The following is a 12309-nucleotide window of genomic DNA, read 5'->3' as shown; positions in this document are numbered from 1 at the left end:
TAATGAATGTTACACTAAGGCAATTACGAGCATTTCTGGCGGTTCACCAAGAGGGAAGCTTTACTAAAGCGGCAGAAAATCTGCACATCACTCAATCAGCACTTAGTAGTATCATCAAGGAATTAGAGCTCAACTTAGAATTAGGCTTGTTTGATCGATCGACCAGAAAATTAGAAACGTCCGAAGCCGGTAGAAACATTCTTCCTGCAGTTATCCGTATGCTAGATGAAATGGACGCTTTGACAAATGAAGTGATGGGCCTAAAAAAACTTGACTATGGCAAAGTAAGAATCGCTGTTGTTCAGCAACTAGCATCGGCTGAACTACCTAGGATAATCGCTCTATATAGTAAAATGTTTCCTCAGGTTGAAGTCAGTCTAATTGATTGTGGGGTAGAAAACGTACAAGAAATTGTCAACCTAGGTGAGGCGGATATTGGTATTGGACCAGAAAGAAAATTACTATCTAGCCTTAACAAACAGCTAATATTCTCACACCCTTTTCATTTGGCACTCCCCCCAAATCATCCGATTGCGAAAGAGGCCAATATCAGATGGAAAGACCTTGCCAACCTAGAGCTAATAACTCTACGAGGATCCTTTACAGAGCTTATCATTGACAATTTATTACGTGAGTCTTCTGAGTATATAATTAGTCCGAAATACCTGGTTAACTTCATGTCAACGGCCTTGAGCATGGTTGCAAATGGTTTAGGAGTTACGATCTGTCTGCCTTATGCAATCGAATCAGTGAAACAAAATGGACTAGTTATAATACCTATTTGCGATCCTATTATTTACCGAAATTTTTATCTATACAGCTGTAAAAACCGGGAAAAACTACCCGCGGTACAAAAATTCATTGATGTATTTTTAAAAAATATGCAGTTTAACAAAGTTTAAAAATAAGTTATTTAAAGCACTAGATGTAATATCTAGCCAACTCGGAGACAAGTATAGCAAGCTGTCATTTGGCCAAGTTTCGTAAATAGACCCGACAACAGTTAGACTCGTTAAAACTTCACGACAAATTCATAAGCAAACAACTATGCCTGAACTCAAAAATGAAAGAGCCATCGCGGAACAATTCCTTAAGGAAATGCTGAAAGCAGATGACACGGGTAACTATGAGTTGTTTGTTAAGCATTACGAAGAAAAAGATCTTGTCGATTTCTATCCAGAGCGTTTTGAGCATGACATCAAACACATGCAAGCCAGAAATGGTCGAAACGTGGGTTACGAGTATTTTGGCGCTTTACAAGGCTATCGTGAAGACGATCATGACGGTTGCTTTCGCTTTGTGTGGAAAGGTATTTACGAGAAACGCGAAGCTCTTATCGTCATTGGTATCCACCGAAAAAATGACACTTGGTATATTAATGAATCAGCGGTTCGATAAACCCGAAAGATGAAATACAAAAATGAATAGAGTCATTCAATTAATTAAAAAAGACAATGTTCGCGTGAAGGCGCTTGAATGTGTTGCCTCTCTTGGTTTACCTCTGTACTACCACCCATGATAGAAAACTAATTTGTTACTGTTATTGGCTCTTTTTGTACTGGTGTTAAGAAAAAAAGCCATTAGCATACGGTAAAGACTTACCCAGTCGGTTTGCTAATAAATACAAAAAAGGAACTCAGGATGAGCTTAATTTTTCGCATGATCATGCTATTGATCGCCTCAAAATTCAAACCAAGATTGCCAATTGTGCATCCTAAAAACACCCTAACATTACGTGTGCTTCCTAACGATTTAGACATCAATTTGCATATGAATAATGGTCGCTATTTGACCATTTGTGACTTATCTAGAGTCGATATGTTTATTCGTACTGGCTTGGCGAGAACCATGCAAAAAGAAGGTTGGTTTCCCGTCATTGCCGAGCACACAATGAAATACAAACGCTCTCTAAAACCATTCCAAAAATATCAGGTCACTATGGAAATTACAGGATGGGATGATAAGCGATTCTTCATGGTGCATACTTTTTGGGTGGGCGATAGAGTCATGGCGGAAGGCACATCCCAAGGCTGTATCATTAGTAAAACTGGAACCATTCCACCTGATGAAGTCATTAAGACAGTAACGGCCAGGCTCGAGGCTAAAAAACAACTAAACTAACAATAAGAAACATCGTATTGGATAGCAGACACGCCTAGTGAGAGTGGAGATTGATCAGAAGCTGTTTAATGAAAATGATTGCCCTAGATAAACCATATTATCTAGGGCAACTTAGTTTTTAGTCTGTATCCGAATAGCCAACAGAAAACTATATAAAACCATTGTCTATGATTTCACTTTCCCATTGCTTAAGGATGTCTCTTGGTCGAGTAACACCATAGATCGCCTTCTTACTTTCAGTGCGATACGCCCACAGCTGATTTCCAAAATCATAGTGCCACCACTCGCTAGGCAAGTTAGTAAAACCTACTTCGATCATTGCGTTATAAAGAATTCGGCGATTTTCCTGTGGCGTTTTATTATTCCAACTAGGCGCTTCAAGCGCGTCGGTCCATGAATACTGACTAGCTTCGTCGAAGTGAGTACCCATATCTAAAAAACGCCCCATATCGTCACATAAGGTCACATCAACCGATCCGCCAGTAAGATGTGGACTGGGAGCTTTAACATCGGTACTTGGTGGTGAAACCAGACTTTTTGCCTTTTCATGCAAATAACTTTCAGCATGATTCGGAAACGACTTTTTCAAGATGTTAATTAAAGTATCAAACAAATATTGTTGTACCGAAAAAGGACGCCAACCATCTAGCACCACTAATCTGATGCCAGAAGGCATAAGCCTAGTTACTTGGTGTAATTTATCAAACACACTTTCCCGCACAAAACACTCGGGAATGGCATTGGCGATACCCATTTTTGCGTAAAAAGGATAAGTCACTAACCGGTTCGATGTACTCAACGGTATCAATACTTCCCCGTTATCTTCAATGCTAATTTGCCTGTAATTATCCCAAGAAAAATCATTTGACGGAGGAATCTGATTTTGTAGTCTGTAACTGCTCATATCAATTAAAAATACTCGGTAGTAGTAAGGTTAAGCTTGGAAAGCAAATAACAAAGATCTGAGCAAAAACGGCCACCATCACAAACGGCCAAATACTTTTAAACATCTCAGTAATCTCAATTTTACTCACCGCAGCAGCCACAAAAACACATGCTCCCATTGGCGGTGTTATCAATGCAATAGTGATATTTATGGTGATAACCACACCAAGATGCACAGGATCAACACCTGAGGCAATCGCCACTGGAAAAAATACCGGCGTAAGTAACATCAGCGCAGATACTTCTTCCATCAACATACCGATAAAAAAAGTAATCAGGCTAAGAATCAAAAGCACAACCGTCGGATTATTTTTAAAAGGCTCCAGATATACAGCGAGCTGTGAAGGTAATTGAGCGTAAGCCAATAACCAACTAACCACAGACGACGCTGCGATAATGACAAAGATGGTGCCAGTCAGAATAGCAGTATCAACCAGAGCTTCACGAAGCTTGGTAAAGGATAAGCTACGATTCAACAAACCCAGCAACAAAGCGTAAGCAACAATTAAAGCACCTGACTCTGTAGGCGTAACAAAACCAAAAACAATACTAGAGACAATGATAAAAGGCGCAATTAAGGCTGGAGCCGAATACCAAAAAGCCTGTAAAACGCCTTTAAAGCTGGATCTTTCTGTTTGACTTTGTAAACCCGCTTTTCTGGCATACAGATAATTCATAACGATAAATGCACCGCCAAGCAATAGACCTGGAATGACGCCTGCAAGAAACAAATCACCCACTGATGTATTAGTCAAAGACGCATAAAGAATCATGAAAATACTGGGTGGAATAATAGGTCCAATCAAAGAACTGGCTGCGGTTAAACCTGCTGCATAGCTAGTTGAATAGCCTTCTTTTTTCATCGCGGGAACCAGCAACGACCCAAGAGCAGAGGTATCTGCCACGGCTGAACCATTCACACCGGCAAAAAACACGCTAGAGACCACATTAACGTAACCCAAGCCACCACGTAGATGTCCGACCAATGAGTTCGCTAAACGAATCAACTGTGACGTCAATCCTGAGGAGTTCATCAGGTTACCGGCAAAAATAAAGAGCGGAATAGCCATTAAAGCAAAGGAATTAATACCGCCAAAAAACTGTTGTGGAACCATGCGATAAGCTAACGAAAAATCGACAAAATAAAAGCCGATTAATGATGCCAATAAAAGACAAATGAATAATGGCACGCCTAATAATATGTTCACTAAAAAGGTAACAACGATAGCAATCAACATACTTCATTCCTCTCTTGATTCTGCGGGAATGGTCCTTGTATAAATACCATCAGAAACAGTGCACCAAAGCCAATAGGCACAGATAACAAAGGAATCGATTTACTCACGCCAAGACTCATACTGGCAAATTTACCCATGGATATTGAGTAACGTGCACTTACGTAAGTAAAAAATAATGAGACGCACAACACGACTAACCATTGATACATACGAATCAACTGACGAGCAGTACGACCGACATTTTGTTCGACAAAAGAGACTCTCATGTGCCGTGAGTCTACATAAGCGCAAGACATCGCCAACATGACACTGGCAATGATTCCATACCGAGAAAGTTCATCCGACCAAATAGGCGAATGATTTAAAATATAGCGAGTAAATACGCTATACAAAATAAGCAATACATTCATAGCGAGAATGGATGCAGATATAAGCAACAACAAGCGATACGCTGATGCACGTATAGTATTCAGAGTCATAATTGCCTCGTAACGGCGCCCGAAGGCGCCGAACTAAATGGGATTTACTTTTTAAAACCTACATCTTTTAATGCTAAATCTACCCATTTTTGATCAATACCTTCCTCTTCTAACCACTGAAAGTAAGAAGGCTGACCTACTGTACGAAACTCTTCTAACTCTGCAGCTGTAGGGCGATATACTTCCATCCCTTTCTCTTCCAAGAAAGCAATACGAGACTCAACCTGACTTTGTACCGCTTTTCTGTTGATGTCATTAGCCTCTTTCACAGCCTCTAGCAAAGCCGCTTTGTCTTTAGCTGATAAGCTTTTTAGCAATTCATCATTACCTACTAAGAACTGGTCTGAATATTGGATATTTGCCAAAGTTGCGTATTTTTGCACCTCAAATAAACTGCCTAAAATAATGTACATAGGCGGATTCATCTGACCATCAGCGACACCTGTTTTTAGTGCAAGATAAACTTCTGTCCAAGGGATTGGTGTACCAGACGCACCAAATGCGTTGTAAAGAGCAACCTGACTTTTATCCATGGCACGATAACGAAGACCTTCAAAATCTTTCGGAGATTTAATTGGGTGTTTGTTATTGGTAAAGGCAAGAAAACCACCCTCTTCCACTACAGCCATTAGGTGTCCACCAGTGCGCTTATAAAACTCGCTCTGCACTGCTTTCCAGTAATTACCTTCATCAAAAAACTGGCGGGCTTGATCAAAATCACTGAATAGAAAAGGAATTGCACTGACAAAAATTTCAGGAAATAAAGGAGAAACACCACCAAAAGAAGCAACATTTAGACTTGGCGTATTTAATACCTGCTCCATGCGCTCTTCCTCTTCACCCAACATGCTATTTGGATAAAGCTTTAAAGTCAGCTCACCATTGGTTTTCTGATCGACTAATTTTTGCAGATTCGTCGCAAATAAATGCACGGCATTCTTATCTACATCAGCCGCACCGTTATAACTTAGGTTGATTGTTTGAGCTTGGACGGCAAACGACATGGATGAAATCGCCGCTCCCAATGCCATTGCTTTAAACAAACGAGTTTTACCTAATACTTGATTGATAACTGTCATTTTTGAGTTCCTTTATGATGGTAAAGTCATGTGTGTTTTCTATCATTTTATTATCCACACAACCAACTTAAACTTGAGCTGTTGACATCACAAGCATCAAAGCGTTGCAATTAAGTCAACACGTAAGGCAAAACAAAATCTATCACACTATTTAAGAGCTAAGAATTCCATTGTTTCGCTAAGATGATTCAATAAAGCCTGAGCAGCCAGCGTTAGCTCTCTGCTCTCTATGCTTAAAACCTGAACTTTTGCTTGGGAAAAAATATTACTTTCCATAGGAATAACGACGATTTTTCCTTGTTTAATTTCTTCACGTACTGTTAACAACGGCATAAAAGTAATACCAAGGCCCGACATCACAAAATTCTTCAACGCCGCAACTGAGTTGGTTCGCAAACGCGGTGTTAATTTTAAATGATTTAGTTCTTCTGCAAGTGTGACCAAACGCCCCATACCAGTAGATTTATCAAGCAACGCAAAAGGATACTCGGCAACAGAATGGAAAGTAACAGGTTTTTCTTGCTTGGTTAGAGCATGCCCCGGCGGTACTATTAATTCAAGAGGATGGCTGGTTTCTAAATGACAATATAATTTAGGGTTATTCACCGACGCATAGGTTAACGCAAAATCAATATGTTCCTCCTGCAGTAACTGTACTGCATCCTGTGCTCCAGCCATTTCTACCGAAAGTTGAATCCCTTTATGCTTTTCCAAAAATGACTGCAATGAAGATGAAATAAGATCACCTAAAATCCCCTCACCTACCGCAATACGGACTTCGCCAGTTCGTAGGTTCAGTAAGTCATCGATTCTCGATAAAGTTGCCTGCTCACTGGCAGACATTTTTCGATAGTACTGAAGTAATTCCTCTCCTGCTGGTGTAATTGGATTGCGATTATTCGTTCTGTCCCAGATAGGTAATAGCAAACTTTCCTCTAACTGTGACAACAAACGACTTACAGCAGATGGATCAACATTCAGCCTAGCGGCAGCCTTTCGTAATGTTTTATACCGAGCAATAGCATTAAGGTATTCCAACGCACGAGGCGGGAGTTTATGCATAAGTCACCTGAGAAAAGATAAAAAGACGAATCTACCTTAGCCTAACTTCCAACAAATATGCGATAAAAATAGCAGCTTCAGAAGCCCATTTTTCAAGCAACCTTTGAAATCTTCCTTTCTTTGAGCCACGCCGAGATGAAAAAAGCCCTATTTGCAACCTCACCTTTCTGCAAAAAATAGCCTAAACAATGGCCACTGCTCATCACTTCAAGCTTTTCATCTATATCCGAAAACTGTGCGTTTTCTGGAGGCAGATCAAAGTTCAACCTATTTTTAAGACCTTAATCTATTTAACACAATATTCATGTGTTATTTTTATCCTGCTTGGAAACAATGAGTTACTCATCTACTACTTGTTTTGCTAAGGATAATCATGAAAATGCTACAACAAATCGGAGACAATATTTGGATCCATGATGGTGCTACTGTTTCTTGGTACACCATGCCCTACACCACTAGAATGACCGTCATTCGCTTAAATTCTGGGGAGATATGGATTCATTCACCAGCAAAAATCAGTGACGAGCTAATCAGCGACGTGAACGCTCTGGGCAAGGTATCTTATCTTGTCTCACCGAATAAAATTCATCACTTGTTCATGCAAGAGTGGATGCAACAATACCCTGAAGCGAAGTCCTACGCTCCCCCAGGTTTAGAAGAAAAGCGCCCAGACTTACACTTTGATAGAGCATTGAAAGATGCACCTGAACCTGAGTGGCAAGAACAAATAGAGCAATTGATTTTCAAAGGCAGTAAGGTCATGGAAGAGGTGATTTTTTTCCACAGAGAATCGAAGACCCTAATCGTGACAGATTTAATTGAAAACTTTCACCCTGATCACTTCAAAGGCATTAAGAAGCTGCTAGCACAAATGACTGGCATCATAAGCCCAAATGGCAAAATTTGGCGGATGACTTTTATAGGACGAAAAGAAGCAGCGAGAGACTGCCTACAAACCATGATAAATTGGCAGCCAGACAAAATTATTCTTGCCCATGGAGAATGGATTCAAAAAAACGCCGTCAGTTTTTTAAAAAAATCCTTTCATTGGTTACAGTAATCCTCATTATTTTTGGCGCTATGTTTTTATATAGCGCCAGAACATTTTCAGCCAGTCCATTTAGCCAACAATAAAAATATCCAACCTATTTTTTAAATCAAAAAACCTAAACGATAAAAAACTTTGAGAACAAATAAATAACTAAAAAGTAATTAGACCTCTAAATTTAAATAATAAAAAATTTATATAACTAATCATTAGATGTGACAACTTAAAGCTATATATACTTACACCGCTAAACGCCCAAAATAAGAGCAATACGTGCATTTTTGGTGCCTCTTAAAAACGTTTATTTTCTTGTTTGAAATGTGAATTTTCATATTTTTTTGAAGTTTTCTCCTATTTTCCTATCTATTTGTTTTGAGCGTTTTTTTTGGTTCTTTTGGATCATATTTTAATTTATTTACGCTCATTCTCGCAGCTGTTTTAATTTTGACTACTTGCAACCCCGCTATTAATTAATTACTACTGTATGAAGTTCTTCAAAATATTCAGACTTTATTTTGATAATGTTCAGGGAGTCATTATGCAGGATCTATGGCAAGAAAATATTATCTATGCGGAAAACATACGTAAGCAATTGCATGCTCATCCCGAGCTTAGTTGGCAAGAAAAAAACACAGCGGCATTGGTTCGCAGCCAACTTGATGCGATGGATATTCCATGGCGCACCTGTGCCGATACTGGCACCATCGCATGGCTGAACAAAGCAGCCAAAGGTAATGCGATTGCCTTGCGCGGTGATATGGATGCCTTGCCGATTGACGAGCAGACAGGCAAAGCATGGCAATCACTAAACCAAGGCTGCATGCACGCTTGTGGTCATGATGGACATACAGCCACTCTGCTAGCAACAGCACGTTGGTTAAAACAGTTTGAAGCAGAACTTCCTCAGCCTGTGGTGTTGATTTTCCAGCCTGCCGAAGAAGGCTTTCATGGTGCCCGCGAAATGATCAAAGACGGAGCTTTGGAAAACGTCGGCGCAATTTACGGTTGGCACAACTGGCCTGCTCTTCCATATGGCACGATTGCTTGTCCAAACGATATTGTGATGTGCGGCAATGGTACCTTCAGCATGGCATTCAAAGGTCGCGGCGGTCACGCCAGCCAACCAGAACTATGCGCCGATCCATTGTTAGCCGCGAGCGCGGTAAATGTGGCGTTACAGCAAATTATCAGTCGACGCATTGCACCACAAGCTACTGCGGTGATCAGCGTCACGCAAATACACGGCGGAACCGCGCCAACGGTGATTCCAGAAACAGCGACGTTAAGCGGCAGCATTCGTGTACCTGATGAAGCAACTCGCCAACTCATCAACCAACATATTACCGATGTCGCCACGCAAACTGCGGCGGCTTATGGCGTGGAATGCGTTGTAGAACACGACATGCGCTATCAAGCAACCATCAATCATAAAGATCAAGCAATTCATGCTCGCGAGGTTTGGCAATCGCTTTATGGCGAACAAACTCTTAATCATGGACAAGCCTTGCCCATCATGGCGTCGGAAGATTTCAGCTATTACCTACAAGCTATTCCCGGTGCTTTTGCTCTGATAGGCAGTGATGACGGCGAGGGTCACAACGTGGCTTGCCACAGCCCACATTACGATTTCAATGATCGATTGATTGCCGATGTCTGCCGTTGGTTTTGCCAACTCGCAGGCCTTGCCGATCAATCACTACCCAAGCACTCACTACAACAGTAACAACCCAAAAAACACTAACCAACAACCTCTAGTAATAGGGTTGATAGGAGACGTTATGACTATTTTCGAACAACGAGAATCCAACATTCGAGCATACGCTCGCACGTACCCAACGGTTTTTGTTACGGCAAAAAACGCTCGCCAAACGGATGAGAACGGCAAGGAATACATTGATTTCTTCGCGGGGGCTGGGGTGCTGAACTTTGGGCACAATAATCCCTACATGAAAGAAGCCATGATCGATTACATGCAAAAAGATGGCGTTCTGCACAGCTTAGACATGCAAACTGAAGCCAAAGCCAATTTTATGCAGAAATTTACGGATGTGATTTTAAAACCTCGAAACATGCCTCATCGCATGCAATTCATGGGACCTACTGGCACTAACGCCGTCGAAGCGGCTATGAAGCTGGCACGTAACGCCACAGGCCGTCACAACATTGTCGCCTTTAGCCAAGGCTTTCACGGCATGACGTTAGGCGCTTTGGCAGCAACGGCCAACGAGTATTTCCGTCAAGCTTCTGGCGTGCCTTTGCTGCATGTCAGTCATGAGTTATTCGATCAGGAACACGATCAAGCAGCTTCTCTTGCGGCATTAGATGCATTGGCGAGTCAGTATCGTGATCCATCCAGTGGCATCAAGCCACCAGCAGCTTTTATGGTCGAAACTATCCAAGCGGAAGGCGGCGTTAACGTCGCCAGCAAAGAATGGATGCAAAAATTGGAAAAGCTCGCCAAAGAGTTTGGTTCTGTACTAATCGTCGATGACATCCAAGTGGGCTGCGGTCGTACTGGGTCGTATTTCAGCTTTGATGACATGGGAATTAACCCAGACATTATTACCTTAGCCAAAGGCATTGGCGGCGCGGGGACGCCAATGGCAATGAATCTGGTTCATCCAGATTTGGATAAGCATTGGTCACCAGGCGAGCACACAGGCACCTTCCGTGGACAAAATTTATCCTTCGTCGCAGGCGAAGTCGCCTTAAGCTACTTTGACAATGACAAATTGATGAACGAAGTCATGGAAAAAGTAAAAACGGTGCGCAATACATTAGAGCCGCTAGTTAGCGAAAACAGCGCTAAAGAACTGCGTGGCAAAGGCTTGATTCTTGGCCTAGACATGGGCTGCGGCGACATAGCCGCTAAAGTGGTACAACGCTGCTTCAAAAATGGCTTGATGCTGGGAGCATGCGGTAGTGGCGGTCGAGTACTGAAGATTATTCCACCATTGACCATCCCAGAAGCAGACCTTGCAGAAGGCTTGGATATTTTGAAAGACGCCGTACGTTTTGTAATGGAGGAAGCCGCATGATTGAACGCGATGATATGACATTTACTTTCGCTGAGTATCAGCGTCGCTTGGGTGAATTGCGCGCTCGCATTGCCGAACGCCGACTGGATGCCGTCGTGGTCACAGACCCAGAAAACATAACGTACTTAACGGATTACCAAACGACGGGTTATTCATTCTTTCAAGCGTTAGTGATTCCACTCGAAAAAGAGCCATTCATGATCACGCGAGCGTTGGAAGAATCCAATATATTTGCTCGAACATGGGTGGAATTAACCCGCCCCTATCCAGACACGGGTGATGCGATTCAAATGCTGGTGGATGCGCTACGTGAGTTTGGTTTAGCTGACAAACGCATTGGTTATGAACGCAATAGTTATTTCTTCCCTGCTTATCAGCAGGATTGCATTCATACCACATTGAAAAACGCTAAACTGATGGACTGCTTCGGCATTGTGGAAGAAGGTCGGATCTGCAAGTCTCAAGAAGAAATCATGGTCATGCGTCGTGCGGCACTCGCCACCGAAGCCGGTATGAAAGCAGGTATTGAAGTGTGCCGCCCCGGAATCACCGAAAATGAAATAGGAGCGGAAATCGCCGCCGCCATGTTCCGCGCTGGCGGTGAAACGCCCGCCGTCATGCCGTACGTCACCTCTGGCCCAAGAACCATGATTGGTCACGCGACATTCGAAGGTCGTACCGTTCTGCCCGACGAACATGTCTTTCTAGAAGTAGGCGGTTGTTATCGTCGTTACCATACGGCCATGATGCGCACCGTTATTCTGGGTGAACTGTCTGATGCCATGTATCAATCCCAAGAAATAATGAAGCGTGCGCTCAATGAAATTCATCGAGTGGTACAGCCTGGAATGACAGTGTCGGACGTGGATAACATGGTGCGAAATATCATTATGGACAACCAAGTGGGCGCCAGTTTGATTACACGCTCTGGTTATTCTATTGGTATCGCCTTCCCGCCAAGCTGGGATGAAGGCTATATCATCAGCTTAAAACAAGGTAATTCTGCGGTGTTAAAACCGGGCATGACCTTTCATATGATTCCATGGATGTGGGGCATTGAAGGCGATAAAACCTGCGGCATTTCGGACACCATCGAGATCACCGAAGATGGTTGCCGTTCTTTCTTTAGCATGGATCGAGATTTTACAGTGAAATCCGCTATGACCGAACCTCAGGAAAGAAGAGCCATTGAGCTGTCCGGCAGCGTACCTGTTAAAGAGTCCGACACCTTGTCTGTTAAAGAGGAAGCCAAGAAAACCAAATCGAACACCAAGCAAGCCGAAAAAGCGGCCAGCTAAT

The 12309-nt window shown here is 42.3% G+C and carries 12 protein-coding genes; 7 read left to right on the top strand and 5 right to left on the bottom strand.

All coding sequences use genetic code 11. The features are described 5' to 3' along the window. Window positions 1-2 precede the first annotated feature (2 nt). The 3 genes from B6N13_RS12970 (at window position 3) to B6N13_RS12960 (ending at window position 2121) form a co-directional block, all read left to right on the top strand. Window positions 3-902: a LysR family transcriptional regulator gene (locus B6N13_RS12970; protein WP_072839798.1), complete on the top strand. Its 900-nt coding sequence runs from the start codon at window positions 3-5 to the stop codon at window positions 900-902. A gap of 145 nt (window positions 903-1047) precedes the next feature. Further along, window positions 1048-1398, top strand: coding sequence for a hypothetical protein (locus B6N13_RS12965; RefSeq protein WP_169459568.1), 351 nt, complete (start codon window positions 1048-1050; stop codon window positions 1396-1398). A 243-nt stretch (window positions 1399-1641) separates the two neighbouring features. Further along, window positions 1642-2121 carry an acyl-CoA thioesterase gene (locus B6N13_RS12960; RefSeq protein ID WP_012070148.1) on the top strand — a complete coding sequence of 160 codons (480 nt, stop codon included), beginning with the start codon at window positions 1642-1644 and terminating at the stop codon, window positions 2119-2121. A gap of 148 nt (window positions 2122-2269) precedes the next feature. Here the strand turns inward: B6N13_RS12960 and B6N13_RS12955 are convergent, their stop codons facing one another. The 5 genes from B6N13_RS12955 to B6N13_RS12935 all read right to left on the bottom strand — a co-directional run bounded on the left by B6N13_RS12955 (window position 2270) and on the right by B6N13_RS12935 (window position 6924). Next, a complete protein-coding gene (locus B6N13_RS12955; protein WP_012070149.1) occupies window positions 2270-3025 on the bottom strand; it encodes a M15 family metallopeptidase in 756 nt (251 codons plus the stop codon). Between the two features lies 1 nt (window position 3026). Further along, on the bottom strand, window positions 3027-4304 hold the full coding sequence (locus B6N13_RS12950) for a TRAP transporter large permease (protein ID WP_012070150.1): 1278 nt from the start codon (window positions 4302-4304) through the stop codon (window positions 3027-3029). Beyond that, entirely contained in the window at window positions 4298-4783 is a 486-nt protein-coding gene (locus B6N13_RS12945) for a TRAP transporter small permease (protein WP_169459567.1), read from the bottom strand. The genes B6N13_RS12950 and B6N13_RS12945 overlap by 7 nt, the downstream gene beginning before the upstream one ends. 44 nt (window positions 4784-4827) lie before the next feature. Then, complete coding sequence (gene dctP, locus B6N13_RS12940) at window positions 4828-5862, bottom strand: TRAP transporter substrate-binding protein DctP (protein WP_169459566.1); 1035 nt, start codon at window positions 5860-5862, stop codon at window positions 4828-4830. A 147-nt stretch (window positions 5863-6009) separates the two neighbouring features. After that, entirely contained in the window at window positions 6010-6924 is a 915-nt protein-coding gene (locus B6N13_RS12935; protein WP_012070153.1) for a LysR substrate-binding domain-containing protein, read from the bottom strand. 373 nt (window positions 6925-7297) lie between these two features. On the opposite strand from B6N13_RS12935, the gene B6N13_RS12930 reads away from it, so the two are divergent. The 4 genes from B6N13_RS12930 to doeA all read left to right on the top strand — a co-directional run bounded on the left by B6N13_RS12930 (window position 7298) and on the right by doeA (window position 12308). Further along, window positions 7298-7984, top strand: a complete 687-nt coding sequence (locus B6N13_RS12930) for a DUF4336 domain-containing protein (protein ID WP_211172859.1) — start codon at window positions 7298-7300, stop codon at window positions 7982-7984. Window positions 7985-8510: 526 nt separating this feature from the next. After that, window positions 8511-9695, top strand: a complete 1185-nt coding sequence (gene doeB2 / locus B6N13_RS12925; RefSeq protein WP_169459565.1) for a N(2)-acetyl-L-2,4-diaminobutanoate deacetylase DoeB2 — start codon at window positions 8511-8513, stop codon at window positions 9693-9695. Window positions 9696-9750: 55 nt separating this feature from the next. Continuing rightward, entirely contained in the window at window positions 9751-11010 is a 1260-nt protein-coding gene (locus tag B6N13_RS12920; protein ID WP_012070156.1) for an aspartate aminotransferase family protein, read from the top strand. Next, window positions 11007-12308: an ectoine hydrolase gene (doeA, locus tag B6N13_RS12915; RefSeq protein ID WP_169459564.1), complete on the top strand. Its 1302-nt coding sequence runs from the start codon at window positions 11007-11009 to the stop codon at window positions 12306-12308. The genes B6N13_RS12920 and doeA overlap by 4 nt, the downstream gene beginning before the upstream one ends. The last annotated feature ends 1 nt before the right edge of the window (window position 12309 follow it).

It is taken from the genome of Marinomonas sp. UCMA 3892 (assembly GCF_012726345.1).
In the GTDB taxonomy this organism is placed as follows: Bacteria; Pseudomonadota; Gammaproteobacteria; order Pseudomonadales; family Marinomonadaceae; genus Marinomonas.
Note: the sequence above shows the minus strand (reverse complement) of the source record. Positions and strands in the feature narration are given on the sequence as shown.